Raw genomic sequence first — 19,101 nt, 5'->3', positions numbered from 1 at the left:
TTTTTCAAGACGGGAGCCCTTACACCTTTGCAAGCTCCTTGAAGCCGGAAGGGGACTGGTTCGTATATTTTTTAAAGAAGCGGCTGAAGTAATGGGGATCTTCAAAACCGAGCTTGTAAGCGATCTCCTTGGCGGTAAGATCAGTGTTGTAGAGGTACCGCTGCGCTTCGAGGATCACACGGTTGCGGATATGCTCCCCTGCGGTGATGCCGGACAGCTGTTTGCTGATCTCGTTCAGCAGCACAGGTTTTACATGCAGCAGCGCTGCATAGTCGGATACGTTCTTCAGCGCTGTGAATTTCTCCTCTATCAGCGATTTGAAGTTGAGAAAGAGCGCGCTGTTATGCTTTGCATGATATTCGGGGATGACCTGTACCGCTTTTTCCGCATGGCGGGAAGCGATCACGAGGAAATATTGCAGGAGGTTCTGGAACACCACTTCATAGTTGGGCAGCTTGTCCGCTGTTTCCCTGATCATGCGTTGCACCATCCATTCCAGTTCCTTTTCGTCATTGGCATCATTGATCTGGATAACGGAACTGAACCGGTCGTTCACGAAAAGCCCTTTTCTGACATGTACCATCCGGGATTGTTCGTTCGGGCACATCATGGAATCGTGGAATGCGATCATGTATCCATCCACTTTTTCCGAAAAGTTCATCTGGTGTACCTGGCCGGGCGCGAGGAAAAACAGGGTATTGCGCTTCACCACATGTGTGACGGTATCGATGGTATGGGTCAGCTGACCTTTTTTGATCCAGAAAATGGTGTAGAAATCATGGCGGTGCGGGGCGGACTGATGCTCAAAGAATCCTTCCCCCAGCCCGCAGAGGGTAGATACACTGAAATCTGTATCCTCATGTGTTCCATGCGCGTATTCCGGCAGGGAAATTATCTCGATCTGTTCTTTTTTTTCTGCCATCGTTTTACAATCAATCTTCAAAAACAACAGGAGCATCCTCCGGTCTTTCCGAAGGATCTACGTATTCAATGATGAAATTGTTGCGGCCATCCCCCACCATAATGCTCAGGTATTTGGCCTGTACCAGCTCCAGCATGCCGAGGAAGAGGAAAATGGCATGCACGCGGTCCTTGCAATGATCGAATATCTTTTCAAAGGCCATTGTGCGTTCAGACCTCGCCAGGTCCATCATGTATTCACGGGAGCCTTCCATGGTATAATCGTACTTGTACACCACGTGCTGGGGCTTGTTGGTCCGTTCCTTTACGCGCTGCATCACCTTTTCGAAGGTTTTGGTCAGCTTGAAAAGCGTCAGTGTCTGCACTTCGGAACCTTCGCTGGTGGCCTCCCCGATGATGGCCAGTTCCTTGGCGATATTACCGCGTTTGGCCAGCAGCATGCGCTCGGCTTCCTGCTCGGCGAGCTCTGCCGCGGCCTGTTTGTAGCGCTTGTATTCCAGTATCTTGTCCACCAGTTCCTGCCGGGGATCGATCTCGTTCCCGGCTTCATCCACTTCCTTTCGCGGCAGCAGCATTTTGGCTTTGATGCGCATGAGGGTGGAAATGAAAAGGATGAATTCGCTGGCCAGTTCAATGTTCAGCGTTTCCAGATGGTGTATGTAGTCCAGGAAGTCTTTCGTCAGGTTATTGATGGGAATATTATAAATATCCAGCTCATCCCGCTCGATAAAGAACAGCAACAGGTCGAACGGCCCCTCGAACTGGGGCAGCTTGATCTTGTATATATCTTGTTCGGAACTCATAATTAAACAGTAAAACCTGCCGGAATGCCCGACAGGTTTATCAAAAATAAGGAAATTCCCGCTGAATCAGAATTTGGCGGTTAGCCCTACCCCGATGGTCTGCTTGACCTGCAGCCGTGGCCCCAGCACCCCGGTCTTGCTGTTCTCGAATACCCTCACATCGTCATCATAGATCATATCTACGCTCACATTGGCGGAGATCAGCTTGTTGACCTTGAGGGTGATCATATTGGTCCAGAACACGTCCACATTGCCGGGATTGTGTTTGTAATTGGAGAAGAGCTCCAGTTTGGAGCGGTAATTAATGTTTTTGGTGATGTTCTTATTCCAGGTAGCGGACAGGTAAGCGCCGAATTCACTTTTAACATGTTTGCCGGTATCCACGCCATAAGCGCCTTTGGCAGAAAGGGAATCGTCCATCATCAACACCCAGCGGGCGGTAATCGGGGATACGAACAGTGAAAACTCCTTGTTCGGCATAAAGTCTATACCCGGCGAAAGCACGATGAACGCCGGGGAGAAAAACCGGGAGATCAGCTCCGGTGTGGTATCCGCGGGATAGAGATATCCTTTGTCGAATTGCGTGCGCAGATTGAAAAGCCCGCTCAGATAGAAGTTTTTGCCGATTTCGTACCCATACTTGGAGGTAAGGTCGATACGGTCGTCATTCTTCCGGCTGCCGAGACTGGTGGTATTCACATAGCCATACGCGAGATCGAGGTTATTGTCCCAGGAATGTCTTCCTTTTTTATAATTGGCCATGAGATTGAGGGTACCGAGCAATGAAAGGGACAGCTTGTCTCCACCTGCGGCCCAGTTGGTCAGGGAGCCCTGATTGAATGTAAGGCCAAAGGTGGCTCCTCTTATCCAGTGCTTGCCGCTGTCGATTTCCTTGTTCTGGATTTTCTTGGCAGCTTCCTCCCGCAGTTTTTTCATGCTGTCATCCTGTGCCTGTGCCGAATAAAAAGAAAGCGCGCACAAAGAAAGGAACAAACAGATCTTCTTCATTATTGTAGATTAAATGGTGTAATAACTGAACGGTTGGCTGTATAGTACAGCCAACCGTTTACCGATGCGCAAAAGTATTATTTTTTTCTAAGTTCTTCCCTGATGTCCATCAGCAGTTGCTGTTCCACAGTAGGGCCTGCGGGAGGGGCCGGTTCTTCTTTTTTCTTGAGCCTGTTGATGGTCCTTACCACAAAAAAGATGGCCAGGGCTACAATGATAAATTCCAGCGTCGCCTGTATGAACAGGCCGTATTTGACTTCAGCCGCACCGACCTTGATCATCTTTTCCTTAAAATCGACACCATTCAGCAGAATACCTACCAGCGGCATGATGATCGCGTCCACCAGGGATTTTACGATATTGCCAAATGCTGCGCCGATAACAACGCCTACGGCCAGATCAATTACATTGCCTTTCATGGCAAAGGTTTTAAACTCGCTGAAAAAAGACATACGTTCCAGGTTTTTAATCGTTAATAAATGTGCTCAGACAAGTGCGATATTAATAAAATATGGAATTTTATTTTAGTTATTTTTTGGCTTCCGGAAGACGGGGGTACTTCATTTTCAGGGATTTCAGTGTATCCCTAACCGTTTTTGCGATCAGGAATTCCTTGAACCAGTTGTCATCCGCCGGGATGATATGCCAGGGCACTTTCCCGCAATGTTTGAACACATCTTCATACGCCTTCCAGTATGTTTTATACAGCTTCGCTTCCGCAAGGTCCTTCTCGTTGTACTTCCACATCTTCCGCGGGTCTTTGGTCCGTTCCTCAAGCCGCTGCGCCTGCTCCTTTTGAGATACGTGCAAATAGAATTTCAGGATATGCGTGTTGTTATGGACGGTGAGCAGCTTTTCGAAATCATTGATGGCGTCCATTCGCTTCCGGATCGTCTTTTCATCCACCCATTTATGCACTCTTTGTACCAATACATCCTCATAATGGGATCGGTTGAATACCTGGATCACCCCTTTCGGGGGTGCATGAAGGTGAATACGCCAGAGAAAATCATGGTCGGTTTCCCTTTCCGTGGGCGCCTTGAAAGGCTGAACTTTTACGCCCATCGGGTTAAGCTGGCCAAAAACATCCCTGATAGCCCCGTCTTTTCCGGCGGCATCCATTCCCTGTAATACAACCAATAAACTGTGTTTATGTTCAGCATACAGGAGATTTTGTAGTTCGTCCAGTTCATCAAGTATCTTTTTCATCGCCGTTTCAGCGGCTTCCTTTGATACTTTTTTGGGAGCGCCGGTGGCGATCTCCGAGAGTTTAACAGTAGGCATATGCGTTAGTTATGTACTAAATTTAAGCAAAATGATGCAGACTGCGGGAAACTGTATATTTGCACCTGTATGGACCATCGCTTGCTGAACTGGGGAATCTTCCTGTTGCTCTCCCTTACCTGGGGCAGTTCGTTTATATTGATGAAGCTTGGGCTGGAGGCCTTCAACCCTTACCAGGTAGCCAGCATCCGGCTGATATCCGGCGGGCTGGCCATGCTTCCTTTCTTTTTCCGGTTCATCCGGCAGACCCCTAAAAACAAGCTCCCTGTCATTATTCTTTCGGGGCTCCTGGGGAACGGGATACCCGCTTATCTCTTTTGCATCGCGGAAACGAGGATAGACAGCTCACTGGCGGGCATGCTCAATTCTTTTACGCCGGTATTTGCGCTGCTGTTCGGGCTGATGATCTTCCGTGCGCCGGTGACGCGGCGGCAACTGACCGGTCTGGCCATTGGTCTTGCCGGCGTGATCTGTCTTTTCCTGGCCAAAGGCATTCATACGAACGCCTACTGGTACTACGGCTTCTTCGTGTTACTGGCCACGGCGTGCTACGGGCTCAATATCGCCATTGTGCATCATCATCTGAAAGGCTTTGCCTCCCTGCAACTGGTGTCTGTTTCTTTGTTCTTTATGGCGGTATTCGCGCTGCCGGTATTGCTTTCCGGTGATTTCTTCACTGTTTTCGGGCAGTCGGACAAAGCCTGGATGAGCCTCGGCGCCAGTATGGTACTGGGTATCATGGGTACGGGGATCGCATCCATGCTCTTTTACCAGCTGATCAAGTCCGCAGGCGCTATATTCGCGTCAATGGTCACTTATGGCCTTCCGGTGGTAGCCATCGGCTGGGGGCTGCTGGCCGGGGAACTGGTCAACATGCTGCAGGTGCTTTGCCTGGTACTGATCATGGGCGGAGTGTACCTGGTGAACCGCAAATAAAAAGACGGGCTTGCGGCCCGTCCCCTGTATCTGTATTTTCCGGCTATCGCTTCAGATAGCCATGATCTCTTTATCCTTCTGGGCGCAATGTTTGTCCACCGCAACAATATATTTATCGGTTAGCTCCTGTACATCTGCCTCGGCATCCTTGGCAGTATCTTCGCTCAGGCCGTCTTTCTGCAGTTTTTTGATGGCTTCGATCGCATCGCGCCGGATATTCCGTACTGCTACCTTGGCTTGTTCCCCCTCTGCATTTACCTTTTTCACCAGTTCTTTCCGGCGTTCCTCTGTCAACGGCGGCAGGAAAAGGCGGATGATCTGGCCGTCATTCTGTGGATTAAGCCCGATATTCGATGCGATGATCGCACGTTCAATGGGTTGCAGCATGTTCTTCTCCCAGGGCTGGATCGTAAGCGTACGCGCATCTGCTACGCTAACGTTGGCAACCTGGTTCAATGCTGTAGGCGCTCCGTAATAGTCTACTGTGATACCATCCAATATAACAGGATTTGCCTTGCCGGCCCTAATTTTGGTGAGCTCTGCTTCCAGGTGGGAAATAGCTTTCTGCATGGAATCCTGCGCATCCTCCAGAATTAAATTTAGATCGTCTTGCATAAGAATTGTTACTTGAGTGCTTGCAAACCTACATGAAATCTTTTAATCATCAAAGGATGAAGGCCCCGGGACAATGCAGAAACTGAAGACAGATCATTTGTCCTGCAACACCCCTTCGGGGTTCATACGCAGTATCTTTGGCTTGGTAATGGTTTGCGGAACTTCCACCGGTTCTGCCACAATAATCGTGGTTCTGGCGGTTTCCTTTTTCCTTTTCAGAACGAAAAGAACACTGGTCAGCACAAAAGCAGTGCTGCCCACAAGGAGAAGCAGGTAAGTACTGCCGATATATTGCAGGGAATAGGCCATCCCTATAAAGCCGATGTTGAATAATACCGCTACCAGGGTGGTCTGGCGATGGCTAAGCCCCAGTGCCAGCATATAATGATGAATATGATGGCGGTCCGCCGTGAAAGGAGAGCGGCCCCTGGACATACGGATCGCAAATACCCGCAGGGTATCGAACAGCGGAACGATCAGGATGGCGAAAGCAATGCCGGGAACGGCCTGTAACGGCATCTTTCCGGCCGGATTGCCGGCGACTTCGATGAATTTCACGATCAGTGTGGCATTCACCAGTCCCACCAGCAGGGAACCGGTATCGCCCATAAATATCTTCGCAGGGGTGATATTAAAGATCAGGAATGCCGCCAGGCCCGCAGCCATGGAAAAGCCCATCACGGCATACAACAACTCGTTCGCGTACAGGAAGTAAGCACCCAGCACAGCGGACACCAGCATGCCGATGCTACCCGCAAGCCCGTCCACACCATCTATCAGGTTGAAGGCATTGATCACCACGATGAACGTGAAGTAGGTCAGCAACAGACTGAAGTGATAGGGCAACTGGCCGATACCGAAGAAGCCATACATGCTCTGGATCTGGAGATTACCGAGATATATAATAGCAAAAGCGGCTACCAGCTGGCCGATCAGTTTCTTTACAGGTGATAATCCAACGATATCATCCTTCATTCCCACTATGAAAATGATGAAAAATGCGGCGAGGAGGTATTGCAACGGAAAGGCTTGCTGCGCAGGGGCACAAACAGCGGTTGCCAGCAGGAAACCTGCAAAAAAGCCCAGACCGCCTAGCGTTGGGATACGGGACTTATGTGATTTGCGCTCGTCTGGTTCGTCATAAAGATGCTTTAACTCAGCCACCCGGATCAGAACGGGGATGGCAAAGTAGGTTATAACGAAACTCAGGACAGTCGCGATAATTACATTCTCCATACGGGGGGTTGTGATTGCAAAGATATTAATTTCAGTGAAATGCGTATCAACAAATTTTAAAAACCATGGTTTTTAACCATCTCTGGCAAAATTTTGACCGCTGTACTGTATTTCCGGGCAATTTCTTATTACTTTTGCGCTTCTAAAACGCCAATTATCATGCCAGAACTGAAAGATATTGCCTCCCAGATACGGCGGGACATAGTACGGATGGTACATGCAGTACAAAGCGGGCATCCCGGAGGTTCCCTCGGTTGCACCGATTATTTTACGGCCCTGTTCTTCAAGGTGATGCAGCATCATCCGCAGCCTTTTGATATGGACGGGAAAGACCAGGACGTTTTTTTCCTGTCCAATGGGCACATTTCCCCTGTCTTCTACAGTGCGCTGGCTCGTTCCGGCTATTTCCCCATTGAGGAGCTGGCCACCTTCCGCAAGATCGACTCCCGCCTTCAGGGCCACCCCACCACGCATGAACACCTGCCCGGCGTTCGCGTTGCCAGCGGTTCCCTGGGACAAGGCCTCAGCGTTGCGCTCGGTGCGGCGCTGGCCAAGAAGCTGAACAAGGATACCCGGCTGGTTTACTCCCTGCATGGGGACGGTGAGCTGGACGAAGGGCAGAACTGGGAAGCGATCATGTTCGCGGCACATCATAAAGTAGACAACCTCATTGCCACCGTGGATTACAACGGCCAGCAGATCGACGGGCCTACCAGCAAGGTGATGGACCTGGGCGACCTCAATGCCAAATTCACGGCCTTCGGCTGGAAAGTATTGACCATGAATGGAAATGATATGGACGAAGTGATCGCCACACTGGAAAAAGCCCAGGGGCTCACCGGCAAAGGCCAGCCCATCGTTATCCTCATGAAAACGGAAATGGGCAAAGGCGTGGATTTCATGGAGGGCTCACACGAATGGCACGGCATCGCTCCGAATAACGAGCAACTGGCCAAAGCCCTGGCACAACTGCCCGAGACTTTAGGAGATTACTGATCACTGTCAGACTGATATCATAAAAAAACCGTTCTGAAACGTATTCCGGAACGGTTTTTTTATGCCTGCACAAGTCGGTTTTCCCTGATGCGGTATCACATCGCCTTGAGCGTGATTTCCTGTTTTGCCGCACGGCTGGCCGGATACCAGCTTGCCAGCACACCAATGACCAGGATCGTTACGATCACCAGCACAAAATCCTCCCAATGCATTTCCACCGGGAAAGCATCTATCAGGAATGAGCCGCCCCCCAGTTTGACCAGCCCGAAGCGCTGCTGCAACAGGCAGATCGTAATGGCTATGGTGAAACCCAGTACACTGCCGGCACCGGCAATGATCAGGCCTTCCCCAAGGAATATCCGCTGAATAAGACTGTTGCGTCCGCCCATCGCCTTGAGAATGGTAATATCTTTCTGCTTTTCTATGACGAGCATGGACAGGGAACCGATCATGTTAAACGCCGCGATCACCAGGATGAAGCTGAGGAATACATACACTACCCATTTCTCCGTTTGCATCACATTGTAAATGGTGGCATTCTGCTCTACCCGGGTCAGCACTTTAGCCTCATCTCCAAGCAACGCCTGTATGCTCCTTTTCGCCCGTTTCTCCGAAGCACCCGGCTGCAGCGAGATCTCCAGGGAAGACATTTCCCCGGGGCGGAGGTTCATCAGGTTACGGAGAAAGCCGATATCCGTCAACACGTATTTGCTGTCAAACTCCTGCTGGATGGCAAATGTGCCTACAGGATAGATCACACCACTGTTCAGCGACTGCTCCGGCATGGCCGCATTGAAAGAGATGCCGGCGTCCCTTTTGGGCATGTACACGTTCACCGGCACAAAGCTATGCTCTACATCCACCCCAAGCGCCGTTTCAATACCTATACCCAGTACTGCACTGAACCCGTTCTCCTGCCCCAGGTCAAACTCTCCACGCACGATCTTGTCCTGCACTCCCGCAACCTGAACGAATTGCCGGTCCACCCCTTTCAGCACAGCTATCGTCTGATCTTCTCCATAACGCAGCACAGCTTTCTCTTCTATGGATTGGGAGAAATGCGCTACACCCGGTACGGCAGCGATCTCTTTCAGTTGCGCATCGGTCAGCAGGATGGTCTTGCCGCTGGAAGGCATCACTTTCAGCGCAGGGTAAAAAGAAGAATACAGGGATTTCACCAGGCCGGTGAATCCGTTGAAGACACTCAGCACGGTGATCAGCGCAGCCGTGCCGACGGCAATGGCCGCAACGCTCACCCATGCAATGATATTGATGGCGCTGGTGGACTTGCGGGCACGGAAATAACGTAAAGCGAATTGCCAGATCATGTTATGATTCCCGGTTTTTCTCTTCGTTGATCTTCTTGAACAACTCTTCCATTTTGAACACCTGGTCCAGCGTATCATCCAGGAAGAAAACCAGTTCAGGCACCCTGCGCAGCTGTTTGGCCACACGGTTGCCCAGTTCCCGCCTGATCTCGCCCATCTTTTCTTTCATACGTCCCAGCATTTCCTCGGGTGATCTGATCTGGAACATGCTGAGGTACACACGCGCTTCCAGCAGGTCCGGCGTCATCTTCACGGACGAGATGGAGATCATGCCGCCCTCCGTAACATTGAAGCCCATGCGCAGGAATATATCGCTCAACTCCTGCTGCACCAGCTGCCCTACCTGCTTTTGCCTTTTTGTTTCTTGCATCTTTTCTCAGTTTAAACCTGCATGATATATCACAGGAATCCGGCCAAAAATAACCATTTTAACCGGTTATCCGCAAAACCCGCGGCCTTCCCAACATTCGCCCTTTTAGCGTACTTTTGCGGATCATCAATTTACCGGAATGAATACTTTTTTGCGAATGCTCAGGTTTGTACGGCCTTTGCATCACTATATACCTGAATATGTGATCTACGCCCTGATCGGGATCATATTCGGCCTGATCAACTTCACCATGCTGATCCCGCTGCTGCAGGTATTGTTCGATCCTCCGGAGCAGGCCACCGTGGCGGCAATACCTGAATTTTCCTTTACGATCAGATATTTCATCGATCTGTTCACCTTCTATTTTCAGAAGTTCGCTACGGAAAACGGGAAGAGCTATGCGCTGGCGTTTGTCTGCATCGTTATCGCCTCTTCCACACTGATCGCCAATGTTGGCCGTTACATGAGCGTACGGGTGATGGTACGCCTGCGGATGAATATCCTGGAAAGGATACGGAACCGGCTATACGAACGCATCACCTCGCAATCCATGTCCTTTTTCAATCAGCGCCGCAAGGGTGATCTGCTGTCTGTCATGACCAATGACGTATCTGAAGTGGAGTACACCATTGCCAACTCGATACAGGTGTTGCTGCGTGATCCTTTCATCATCATTTTCACTTTCTTCGCGCTGTTCTACATCTCGGTAAAGCTGACGCTGTTCACGCTTGTCTTCTTCCCGATATCCGGTTTCCTGGTGGCTTATATCTCCAAACAACTGCGCAAGAAAGGATATTACAGCCAGGAGATGCTTGGCAGACTGCTCAACATTTCCGAGGAATCCCTTGGCGGCATACGCATTATCAAGGCCTTTACGGCGGAAAGTTACATGCAGCGAAAGTTCGGTGAGGTTACCCGGGCATTTACAAAACTCAGCAAGGCTATCTATAATCAGCGTGAAATGGCTTCCCCGGTATCCGAAGCGCTGGGCGTGATCCTGGTGGTGGTATTGGTAATGGTAGGGGGATATATGATCTTCGAAGGGGATCAGGAATTGACGGCGGAACAGTTCATTACCTATCTCGGCCTCTACTTTACGATCCTGCAACCCGCCAAGAACATATCCAATGCCTTTACATCCATGCAGCGCGGTATTGTTGCAGGCGAAAGGATATTCGGACTGCTGGACGAGCCGAATGTGATCGAGGACAAACCTGATGCGCAAAAGATCACATCATTTGACAGTCATATCGCTTACGATCATCTTTCCTTCAAATACGAGCAGCAGTACGTGCTTAAGGATATCAACCTCAGGATAGAAAAAGGGACGATGGTAGCGTTGGTGGGCAAAAGCGGCGCAGGCAAATCAACCATGGCAGACCTGCTTCCGCGTTTCTATGATGCCGCCGGGGGCAGCCTGCGAATAGACGGCCGGGATGTGCGCGATCTGCAGCTGAAAGATCTCCGGCAATTGATGGGTATTGTGTCTCAGGAAGCTATTCTTTTTAATGATACGGTGTTCAACAACATTGCCTTTGGTCAGCCTGATGTGGATAAAGCAAAAGTCATGGAAGCGGCAAAGATCGCCAATGCCCATGAATTCATCGATCAGCTGGAGAACGGGTACGAGACCTATATTGGTGACCGTGGCAGCAAACTCAGTGGCGGCCAGCGGCAGCGTCTGACGATCGCGCGCGCCATTTACAAGAACCCGCCCATTCTCATTCTTGATGAAGCTACCTCCGCACTCGATACAGAATCCGAAAAACTCGTACAGGAGGCGCTGGACAAACTGATGCAAAACCGCACTACTATCGTGATAGCACACCGGCTTTCCACCATTCAACATGCGCATGACATTATTGTTATGGATAAAGGGGAGATCGTGGAAAGAGGCAAACACGATGCGTTGCTTGCTGCTAACGGCATTTACAAGAAGCTGGTAGAGATGCAGGAATTTAAATAGTAGAAAAATATTCACATATTTAAAGCATCTTCACCGCTGCGAAGGTGCTTTAACTTTGATTGGCAAATGGTATTATTTTTGGTACTTTGAGCCTGCCTGAAGGAACCTTATTTGTTCACTAAAACTAATTGCACCTGTGATTTCCGTAATTATACCAGTGCTTAACGAAGGCGCCACCATACGCCAGGTGATAAAGACGATCGGGAAAACTTCCCGGCCTATAGAGATCATTGTGGTGGACGATAATTCAACAGACCGTACCGTAGAGGAAGCGATGAAAGAAAAAGTGCGTGTGATCACCAGCAGTCAGCGTGGCAAAGGTATTTCCATGCGCGAAGGTATGATGGCGGCAAAACATGATGTGATCATGTATGTCGACGGAGATATTCTTACTTACCCTGACAATCTGGTAGAACTGCTGACGGACGATATTGTAAATGATGAAGCTGATTTTGTAAAATCATATTTTGAACGGCAGGCGGGCCGCGTTACCCAGCTGGTAGCAAAACCTTTGCTGAGCATACTTTTCCCCGGACTGGCAAACTTTCAGCAACCGCTGAGCGGAATGATCGCTGCGCGTAAATCGCTGTTGCAGAAAGTGCATTTTGAGAATGACTATGGCGTTGATATTGGCCTGCTGATAGATATGTACCTGCAAAACGCACGCATAAAGGAAGTAAATATCGGAAGGCTGGAAAATGCGATGCAGACCTGGGAGCAGCTCAGCAAAATGTCCCGCGAAGTATCCCGCACTATCCTCCGCAAGGCGGAAAGCATTCCCCTGCAGAACCTGGAGACGCTGGGGAATATCAATATCATCCGGGAACAGATGGAATATTCCATTCTCGAATCGATCGACAAGCTGCAGAAGATGGTGATCTTTAACCTGGATGAAGCCGTTTTCACACAGAACTATACTTACCTCGCTGCGGCCGCTTTTGACCAGGAGGAAGCGCTGATCCAGATATTGCAGCACTATTCAGACCCGGTATCGATCCTCCAGCGCTCTGCGGCGCTTTTCCAGGGCAGGAACCTGGCTGAGCTGCTGGAAGTGGCGGACAATATTCCATACACACCGGATATCCGCCATGTGATCCGGGAGCTGAAGAAACGCGGGTATGTCTGCGGATTCATTACAGATGGTTTCGAATGCGTTGCACAACATATGAAGAACAAACTGGGGGCAGATTTCGCCTTTGCGAACCGTCTTCACCTGATCCATAGTGTGGCCACCGGCGAGCTCAGCATTCCCGATTACTTCCTGGAGCCGGGGGAAAATACGCAGCATTACGACAAGAGTCATATCCTGAAATATATTGCGGACAAATACCACATCCCGCCGCAGAACATCATCTATGTGGGGAATGGGGAAAGCGACCACGCCATGCTGGAAAAAGCGGGTATCGGTGTTGCCTATCATCCCCAACTTGTGGAGGTTGGTTTCATGGCAGACAAGGTGATTGAAGATCCCTGCATGGCCCCGTTGCTGGATATCGCGCAGGCGAGCCCCGTAAAGAACGGAAGACGCTGGCCATCCAAACGGCAGATGCGCAATATCGGGCTGGGCAGCCTGGCGGTAGTGGCTACAGCCGGCCTGTTGTACCTGGCGGCAAGGCAGGTTAGAAAAGCGATGGCTCCTGCTGTGGCAGAAGAAGAATAACAATTTGATTATCAATTAACAGATAATGCCTTCCGGTCAACCGGGAGGCATTTTTTTGTGCTGTGGTGCTCAGAATGTTTAAAAAACGGAGAAAGTTTGCGGTTTCGCGAAGGAAGTATCGCTGTTTTTTGCGGGCTGTTTTCATGCTTGCTGCTACATTCGTAAAAAACTAAAACGTTATGAAAGTTTCGGTAATGCGGGAGCGGTTGCATGAAGCAATTGATCTTGCCACAGATGAAAAGATCATTCAGCAGTTCAATATGGTTACGCTGGAAATCAGCAGGAGTGCGCATTTGACGCTTGAAGAGATCCGGGAATTGATCAGCGATGCGGAGGCATCTGCGGAAATGCATCCTTCTGACGATTTGCTAGAGGCAATGATAGAGCGGGTGAGGGTGGCACTTGAAACCATGCAAAAGATCAGGGGAACACGGAGTGGTGCTGATTGTGCGGCTTGATGTGTTTGGTATTTGGTGTTCGGGGTTGAGGCAGATTGGTGATCATCGACAGCCATCTATTTGCACGCATTGTAGATTTGAAATATGGGAGATGCCAGTCTGACCGCGCAGTGCTTCGGATTTGCTTTTTCCTGACCGCGTTCAGGGGCCGGGATTTCCCGGCCTTATTGTAAGCAGGGTTTATGGCATACCCGCTGATAAAAGCGATGTATGAAAAAGGGCCGTTCTTTCGAACAGCCCTCTCAGTTATTTTGCTAGACGAATATTATTTACTTGCTTTTGGCCAGTTTGGCTTCGATGCTCAGGGTGGCATGAGGTACTGCCTTCAGGCGGGCTTTGTCTATCAGCTTACCGGTCACGCGGCAGATACCATATGTTTTATTTTCGATCCTCATGAGGGCTTTCTCAAGGTGATCAATAAACTGGATCTGGCGGCTGGCCATCTGGTTCAACTGTTCCCTTTCCTGTGAACCGCTGCCATCCTCCATGCTCATGTACTTATTCTCGGTATCATCAGTACCGGCTTCATCCTTGCGGGTGATAAGCCCCTGGAGATAGACGAGTTCTTTTTTGGCAGCTTCCAGTTTCTTCAGGATGATCTCTTTGAACTCCTGCAGTTCGGGATCGCTGTAACGGTAGATCGGTCCGGTAGGCGCGTCCGGCTGATCCAGCACGGATTTAGTGAACTCCGGAGCATAAGTGGTGACCGTCTTCATCGTTGGCCTGCCTGGAGTAGAAGATTTACTGGCAACAGTTCTTGAAGTTGGCCTTTCAGTTGTCCTTCTTACAGGTTCTTCTGTTTTGCTCGCTTTCTTGACTGTCTCTTTCGCTGGTTTTTCCTGTTTATTCTTTGCTGGCATTATATCGACTTTTTCTACGGGTTTAGAAATAACCGGCTTGGCAATCGTTTTCGGCGCTGCGGGCTTGCTTGCTGCCGGCGCTGGTTTTGCTGCCGGTGCTTTCGTCACGGGAGCCTTCTTCGCTGCGGGCGCTTTTGCTTTCGCCGGAGTTGACTTCGTTACCGGCGTTTTTGGAGCCGGTAGTGCTTTTTTTGCTGGTGCTTTCTTCGCGGGTCCTTTGGCAACGGCTGCTTTCTTTGGGGCAACTGCGGGTTTCCTGGCGGCGGCCGCTTTTTTGGGAGCGGCTTTCACTGGTGTTTTCTTTACTGCCGCTTTACCGGATGCGGGCTTCGCTGCTATCGGCTTTGCCTTGCCGGATGCCCCTTTTTTGGGAGCAGCCGCTTTTTTGGCAGGCACGGGTTTAGCCGCGGGTTTCTTTGCCGCAGGAGCCGCTTTCTTAGCTACAGTTTTCTTGGCAGGTACCGCCTTCTTGGTAGTTTTACTAGCAACCTTCTTCTTTGTTGCCATGGGATTAGCTTTTTTTGTTAACTAATACGTTGAACTTAAGATCGTTAACTTCTACTTCAATGCCTTCCTGTAATTGCGTCACCACATCCAGGCTATCTGCCAAAATTTCCGTGCAAATATAGTCATTAAAGTTAATTATCGCCGACTTCAGGCCATCAACCTCCTGCACTTTTACAGCAATCCGGTCAGTTAGCTCAAAACCACTGTCTTTCCGTATCTTCTGGATCCGGTTAACCAGCTCACGGGCATTGCCCTCATCCAGTAACGCAGGAGTGATTGTAATATCCAGGGCCACCGTCAGCGCACCTTTGTTGGCTACCGTCCACCCGGGAATATCTTCAGAAATGATCTCGACATCGGATAATGAAATCGGAATACGCTCATTATCAATTATTAAGCCAAATTCCCCGTCCTTTTCAAGCGTAGCAATGTCATGCTGGGAAAAACCGCTGATCGCACTGGCAACCGCTTTCATCTTCGCTCCCATCCTGCTGCCCAGCGTTTTGTAATTTGGCTTAATCTTTTTCTTGATGAAACCTTCCGTTTCCGTAAGATACTCAATACTTTTTACATTCACTTCGCTTTTTACCAAATGCTCCACTAACGAGAGTTGAGTCTGCATATGCGGGTCCAGCACCGGTATCAATACCTTCTGAAGAGGCTGCCGCACCTTGTTATTGGTTTTCTTCCGGAGAGACAGCACCAGTGAGGAAACATCCTGCGCCAGCTGCATCCGTTCTTCCAGGCCCCTGTCAATTGCTTTTTCGTCAGCCACCGGAAAATCCGTCAGGTGAACAGAGGCTGCCTCGCGGCGACCGCTCACTGTATTCAGGTTCCGGTACAACCAGTCTGTAAAGAATGGAGAAACGGGGGCCATCAACTGCGCGATCTTCTCAAGGCACTCATATAAGGTCTGATAAGCACTGATCTTGTCAAGCTCATATTCCCCTTTCCAAAACCGGCGGCGGCAAAGCCTTACATACCAGTTGCTCAGGTGCTCGTCCACAAATTCCTGCACAGCACGGCCGGCCTGGGTGGGTTCATAATCATCCAGACTGCTGCCCACTTGTTTCACGAGGGTATTCAGCAGTGAAATGATCCAGCGGTCGATCTCCGGGCGCTGATCCAGCGGAATGTATGTTTCCCTGAACCGGAAATCGTCCAGGTTGGCGTACATCGCAAAGAAGTTATACGTATTATATAATGTACCGAATAATTTGCGCTGCACCTCCCTGATCCCGTCCAGATCGAACTTCATACTATCCCATGGAGATGCATTGGTTATGAGGTACCAGCGGGTGGCGTCGGCGCCGAACTGGTTGATGGTGGCAAACGGGTCCACCACATTGCCAAGGCGTTTGCTCATCTTGTTGCCGTTCTTGTCCAGCACCAGGCCGTTGGAAACAACGGTTTTGTAAGCTACGCTGTCAAACAGCATCACGGCCAGGGCATGCAGCGTATAGAACCACCCCCGGGTCTGGTCCACCCCCTCCGCAATGAAATCAGCGGGGAAGGCAGATCCGTTGTCGATCATTTCCTTGTTCTCGAACGGGTAGTGCCATTGCGCTACCGGCATCGCTCCGCTGTCGAACCATACGTCGATCAGGTCAGGCTCACGGCGCATGGGCTTGCCGGTGGAGCTAACGAGTATGATATCATCCACATACGGTTTATGCAGGTCCAGTATGCCTTCATGCAGGTAATGCTTATTCACATCCCCGCCCAGCACTTCATTAGCGAGACGTATGCCGGCATTCAGTTCGGCAATACTGCCGATGCAGATCTCTTCGCTGCCGTCTTCTGTACGCCAGATCGGCAATGGGGTTCCCCAATAACGGCTCCGGCTCAGGTTCCAATCCACCATATTCTCCAGCCAGTTCCCGAAACGACCGGTACCGGTAGCCGCCGGTTTCCAGTTGATGGTCTTGTTCAATTCCACCATCCGGTCTTTTACTGCCGTTGTTTTGATGAACCAGGCATCGAGGGGATAGTATAATACCGGTTTGTCCGTACGCCAGCAATGCGGGTAGGTGTGTTCGTATTTTTCGACTTTGAAGGCGCGGTTCTCTTTTTTCAGTTTGACGGCAATGTCCACATCCACGTCCTTATACGCCGGATCATTCTTGTAATCCTTCACATAACGGCCGGCGAACTCGCCCACATTATCCAGGAACTTGCCCTGCCGGTCCACCAGCGTCAGTATGCCGATGCCATATTTTTTACCGACACGGTTATCGTCCGCGCCGAAGGCAGGTGCTGTATGCACGATGCCGGTACCATCCTCGGTGGTCACGAAATCTCCCAGCAATACCCGGAACGGGTCTCCTTCCTCGGGTTGGGCATAGGGCAGCAGCTGTTCATAACGGATATTCTCCAGCTGGCTTCCTTTAAAAGCGGTCAGGATTTTCCAGGGCAGGACTTTATCCTCCGGTTTCCAGGCTTCAAAATCAGCATTTTCCCCTTCCGCTTTGAAATATTTGCCCGCCAGGTCTTTTGCCACAATAACGTTGATGGGCAGGCTGGTATAGGGATTGAATGTTTTAATCAACTGGTATTCGATATTGGCGCCAACGGTCAGCCCCAGGTTGGACGGGAGGGTCCAGGGCGTGGTGGTCCATGCCAGGAAAAACACCTGATCAGAGCCGGCGGCATCAAACAGGAACCTGGAGTTCTCAGCGTCAATGGCTTTGAACATGGCTACCACCGTAGTGTCTTTAACGTCTTTATATGTACCGGGCTGATTCAGTTCATGAGAACTGAGGCCGGTACCCGCTGCGGGTGAATACGGCTGAATGCTGACGCTTTTGTACAGCAGGCCTTTTTTATACAGCTGTTGCAGACACCACCAGAGGCTTTCAATATAATTATTATCAAAGGTGATATAAGGCCGTTCCAGGTCTACCCAGTACCCCATTTTACGGGTCAGTTCCTCCCAGCGGTCCTTATATTTCAATACCTCTCTGCGGCATGTATCATTATATTCAGCAATGGAGATCTTTTTACCGATATCTTCCTTTGTAATGCCCAGCGCTTTTTCCACACCAAGTTCCACCGGCAGGCCGTGGGTATCCCAGCCGCTTTTACGTTTTACCTGAAACCCCTGCATCGTTTTGTAACGGCAGACGAGATCCTTCAAGGCGCGGGAAATTACGTGGTGAATGCCCGGCAACCCATTGGCACTGGGAGGCCCTTCATAGAATACAAAAGGCGCAGCGCCCTCGCGGATCGATACACTTTTTTCAAAAATCTGGTGCTCTTCCCACGCTTGCAGTATATCCTGTTCTATCTGTGGCAAGTTCAACTGATTATATTCCTGATATTTGCTGGACATAAACAATTCCTCTCCTTTATTGTTATTGACGGTATTTAAAATCGTGCAAAGTTACGAAAATACAGGGAGGATTATGAGTGGCCTTACCGCTCATAAAAAATAACAGGTTTGTTGAATAAATTCAACCAAAAATTAATTAATTTACAATAAACTATACTTTCTTTGCGTTTTTGGCATTGTTCTTGGTTAGATTGGAAAAAGATCACAACGCAGTAAACCATATCTTTTATGAAAAAAGTAACGTTAATCATATGCGCTGCTATATTTTCTTCCGGCGTAGCATTTTCGCAAAAAAAATCATCTAAGACCAAATCCGCTGCAAAAAAAGTAGAGGCTCCGGCCGCTGTGAAAGAAGCTTTCCAACAGAACGCGCAATTCACAGGGAAAGCTGACGCGTCCTGGAAAAAGACTGCATCAGGCAACTGGATCGCAGCTTTTGAGCAGGAAGGAGTAAAAACTGCAGTAGAATATAGTACCGAAGGTACCTGGGTCGCTACCCGCAGCGAATATGCAAGCAATAATCTGCCCGAATCAGTTTTGGGTACTTTACAGAACAAATATCCTTCCGCCGTTGTTAAAGATGGATGGAAGATAGAAAGGGCTGATGTAGCGGCTTATTATAAGGTAAACATTGACGACAACGGAGCTGCCAAAACTGTACTTTTGAATGATATTGGCACTATTGTTGAGTAGAAAATAAAAGAAATTTAATTAAGTATTTCATAGGTATAGGGATAAATAGGACAGACCCTGCTCTTTTGGGCGGGGTTTTTCTTTTGTTTGAAATGAACAAAATTAGCCAAAAGTGATGTTATTTTAACA

18 protein-coding genes are annotated in these 19,101 nt (G+C 49.6%); 7 read left to right on the top strand and 11 right to left on the bottom strand.

Features of this window, described 5'->3' with window-relative positions; translation table 11 throughout:
• Positions 1-19 precede the first annotated feature (19 nt).
• The 5 genes from FW415_RS05750 to FW415_RS05730 form a co-directional block, all read right to left on the bottom strand.
• Positions 20-922, bottom strand: a complete 903-nt coding sequence (locus tag FW415_RS05750) for a helix-turn-helix domain-containing protein (RefSeq protein WP_168208683.1) — start codon at positions 920-922, stop codon at positions 20-22.
• Between the two features lie 10 nt (positions 923-932).
• On the bottom strand, positions 933-1,724 hold the full coding sequence (locus FW415_RS05745; protein ID WP_148383324.1) for a ScpA family protein: 792 nt from the start codon (positions 1,722-1,724) through the stop codon (positions 933-935).
• A gap of 66 nt (positions 1,725-1,790) precedes the next feature.
• On the bottom strand, positions 1,791-2,732 hold the full coding sequence (locus FW415_RS05740; RefSeq protein ID WP_148383323.1) for a DUF3078 domain-containing protein: 942 nt from the start codon (positions 2,730-2,732) through the stop codon (positions 1,791-1,793).
• A 77-nt stretch (positions 2,733-2,809) separates the two neighbouring features.
• Positions 2,810-3,184, bottom strand: a complete 375-nt coding sequence (gene mscL / locus FW415_RS05735; RefSeq protein WP_148383322.1) for a large-conductance mechanosensitive channel protein MscL — start codon at positions 3,182-3,184, stop codon at positions 2,810-2,812.
• 76 nt (positions 3,185-3,260) lie between these two features.
• The gene (locus FW415_RS05730) at positions 3,261-4,016 is read right to left on the bottom strand and encodes a PPK2 family polyphosphate kinase (protein ID WP_148383321.1); all 756 of its coding nucleotides are present in this window, start codon (positions 4,014-4,016) and stop codon (positions 3,261-3,263) included.
• A gap of 69 nt (positions 4,017-4,085) precedes the next feature.
• Between FW415_RS05730 and FW415_RS05725 the strand changes: the two genes are divergently transcribed.
• Complete coding sequence (locus FW415_RS05725; RefSeq protein WP_148383320.1) at positions 4,086-4,952, top strand: DMT family transporter; 867 nt, start codon at positions 4,086-4,088, stop codon at positions 4,950-4,952.
• Between the two features lie 51 nt (positions 4,953-5,003).
• Here FW415_RS05725 and frr read toward each other — a convergent pair whose 3' ends face one another.
• Positions 5,004-5,567 (bottom strand): ribosome recycling factor, encoded by a 564-nt coding sequence (gene frr / locus FW415_RS05720; RefSeq protein ID WP_148383319.1) that lies wholly within the window; start codon positions 5,565-5,567, stop codon positions 5,004-5,006.
• Between the two features lie 93 nt (positions 5,568-5,660).
• Positions 5,661-6,803, bottom strand: coding sequence for a glycosyltransferase family 4 protein (locus tag FW415_RS05715; protein WP_148383318.1), 1,143 nt, complete (start codon positions 6,801-6,803; stop codon positions 5,661-5,663).
• Between the two features lie 159 nt (positions 6,804-6,962).
• Here FW415_RS05715 and FW415_RS05710 point away from each other — a divergent pair, with 159 nt between their 5' ends.
• The gene (locus tag FW415_RS05710) at positions 6,963-7,799 is read left to right on the top strand and encodes a transketolase (RefSeq protein ID WP_148383317.1); all 837 of its coding nucleotides are present in this window, start codon (positions 6,963-6,965) and stop codon (positions 7,797-7,799) included.
• 95 nt (positions 7,800-7,894) lie between these two features.
• Here FW415_RS05710 and FW415_RS05705 read toward each other — a convergent pair whose 3' ends face one another.
• Both FW415_RS05705 and rbfA read right to left on the bottom strand, forming a co-directional pair.
• Entirely contained in the window at positions 7,895-9,127 is a 1,233-nt protein-coding gene (locus FW415_RS05705) for an ABC transporter permease (RefSeq protein WP_148383316.1), read from the bottom strand.
• 1 nt (position 9,128) lies between these two features.
• Entirely contained in the window at positions 9,129-9,497 is a 369-nt protein-coding gene (gene rbfA, locus FW415_RS05700; RefSeq protein WP_148383315.1) for a 30S ribosome-binding factor RbfA, read from the bottom strand.
• A 157-nt stretch (positions 9,498-9,654) separates the two neighbouring features.
• Between rbfA and FW415_RS05695 the strand changes: the two genes are divergently transcribed.
• From FW415_RS05695 to FW415_RS05685, 3 genes are all read left to right on the top strand, one after another.
• Positions 9,655-11,463: an ABC transporter ATP-binding protein gene (locus FW415_RS05695; RefSeq protein ID WP_246858941.1), complete on the top strand. Its 1,809-nt coding sequence runs from the start codon at positions 9,655-9,657 to the stop codon at positions 11,461-11,463.
• Between the two features lie 136 nt (positions 11,464-11,599).
• Complete coding sequence (locus FW415_RS05690) at positions 11,600-13,123, top strand: glycosyltransferase (RefSeq protein WP_148383313.1); 1,524 nt, start codon at positions 11,600-11,602, stop codon at positions 13,121-13,123.
• Positions 13,124-13,302: 179 nt separating this feature from the next.
• On the top strand, positions 13,303-13,581 hold the full coding sequence (locus FW415_RS05685; protein WP_148383312.1) for a hypothetical protein: 279 nt from the start codon (positions 13,303-13,305) through the stop codon (positions 13,579-13,581).
• A gap of 269 nt (positions 13,582-13,850) precedes the next feature.
• On the opposite strand, the gene FW415_RS25305 is transcribed toward FW415_RS05685, so the two are convergent.
• Positions 13,851-14,297, bottom strand: coding sequence for a TraR/DksA C4-type zinc finger protein (locus tag FW415_RS25305; protein ID WP_246858940.1), 447 nt, complete (start codon positions 14,295-14,297; stop codon positions 13,851-13,853).
• Between FW415_RS25305 and FW415_RS25300 the strand changes: the two genes are divergently transcribed.
• Positions 14,284-14,973 carry a hypothetical protein gene (locus FW415_RS25300; RefSeq protein ID WP_246858938.1) on the top strand — a complete coding sequence of 230 codons (690 nt, stop codon included), beginning with the start codon at positions 14,284-14,286 and terminating at the stop codon, positions 14,971-14,973. The two genes, FW415_RS25305 and FW415_RS25300, sit on opposite strands and share 14 nt — an antisense overlap.
• Here FW415_RS25300 and ileS read toward each other — a convergent pair.
• Positions 14,953-18,279 carry an isoleucine--tRNA ligase gene (gene ileS / locus FW415_RS05675; protein ID WP_148383310.1) on the bottom strand — a complete coding sequence of 1,109 codons (3,327 nt, stop codon included), beginning with the start codon at positions 18,277-18,279 and terminating at the stop codon, positions 14,953-14,955. The two genes, FW415_RS25300 and ileS, sit on opposite strands and share 21 nt — an antisense overlap.
• 228 nt (positions 18,280-18,507) lie before the next feature.
• On the opposite strand from ileS, the gene FW415_RS05670 reads away from it, so the two are divergent.
• Positions 18,508-18,972: a PepSY-like domain-containing protein gene (locus FW415_RS05670; RefSeq protein WP_148383309.1), complete on the top strand. Its 465-nt coding sequence runs from the start codon at positions 18,508-18,510 to the stop codon at positions 18,970-18,972.
• Positions 18,973-19,101 lie beyond the last annotated feature (129 nt).

This window comes from Chitinophaga sp. XS-30 (assembly GCF_008086345.1).
GTDB lineage: Bacteria > Bacteroidota > Bacteroidia > Chitinophagales > Chitinophagaceae > Chitinophaga.
This window is presented reverse-complemented; position numbering and strand designations above follow the sequence as displayed.

What these genes read in the sequence shown, in the direction of transcription:
- FW415_RS25305 (WP_246858940.1), bottom strand. Translation starts at nt 14,297, where the DNA reads ATGAAGACGGTCACCACTTATGCTCCGGAGTTCACTAAATCCGTGCTG.
- frr (WP_148383319.1), bottom strand. Translation starts at nt 5,567, where the DNA reads ATGCAAGACGATCTAAATTTAATTCTGGAGGATGCGCAGGATTCCATG.
- FW415_RS05705 (WP_148383316.1), bottom strand. Translation starts at nt 9,127, where the DNA reads ATGATCTGGCAATTCGCTTTACGTTATTTCCGTGCCCGCAAGTCCACC.
- FW415_RS05750 (WP_168208683.1), bottom strand. Translation starts at nt 922, where the DNA reads ATGGCAGAAAAAAAAGAACAGATCGAGATAATTTCCCTGCCGGAATAC.
- FW415_RS05715 (WP_148383318.1), bottom strand. Translation starts at nt 6,803, where the DNA reads ATGGAGAATGTAATTATCGCGACTGTCCTGAGTTTCGTTATAACCTAC.
- rbfA (WP_148383315.1), bottom strand. Translation starts at nt 9,497, where the DNA reads ATGCAAGAAACAAAAAGGCAAAAGCAGGTAGGGCAGCTGGTGCAGCAG.
- FW415_RS05740 (WP_148383323.1), bottom strand. Translation starts at nt 2,732, where the DNA reads ATGAAGAAGATCTGTTTGTTCCTTTCTTTGTGCGCGCTTTCTTTTTAT.
- FW415_RS05710 (WP_148383317.1), top strand. Translation starts at nt 6,963, where the DNA reads ATGCCAGAACTGAAAGATATTGCCTCCCAGATACGGCGGGACATAGTA.
- FW415_RS05745 (WP_148383324.1), bottom strand. Translation starts at nt 1,724, where the DNA reads ATGAGTTCCGAACAAGATATATACAAGATCAAGCTGCCCCAGTTCGAG.
- FW415_RS05730 (WP_148383321.1), bottom strand. Translation starts at nt 4,016, where the DNA reads ATGCCTACTGTTAAACTCTCGGAGATCGCCACCGGCGCTCCCAAAAAA.
- FW415_RS05695 (WP_246858941.1), top strand. Translation starts at nt 9,655, where the DNA reads ATGCTCAGGTTTGTACGGCCTTTGCATCACTATATACCTGAATATGTG.
- mscL (WP_148383322.1), bottom strand. Translation starts at nt 3,184, where the DNA reads ATGTCTTTTTTCAGCGAGTTTAAAACCTTTGCCATGAAAGGCAATGTA.
- FW415_RS05670 (WP_148383309.1), top strand. Translation starts at nt 18,508, where the DNA reads ATGAAAAAAGTAACGTTAATCATATGCGCTGCTATATTTTCTTCCGGC.
- FW415_RS05725 (WP_148383320.1), top strand. Translation starts at nt 4,086, where the DNA reads ATGGACCATCGCTTGCTGAACTGGGGAATCTTCCTGTTGCTCTCCCTT.
- FW415_RS05685 (WP_148383312.1), top strand. Translation starts at nt 13,303, where the DNA reads ATGAAAGTTTCGGTAATGCGGGAGCGGTTGCATGAAGCAATTGATCTT.
- ileS (WP_148383310.1), bottom strand. Translation starts at nt 18,279, where the DNA reads ATGTCCAGCAAATATCAGGAATATAATCAGTTGAACTTGCCACAGATA.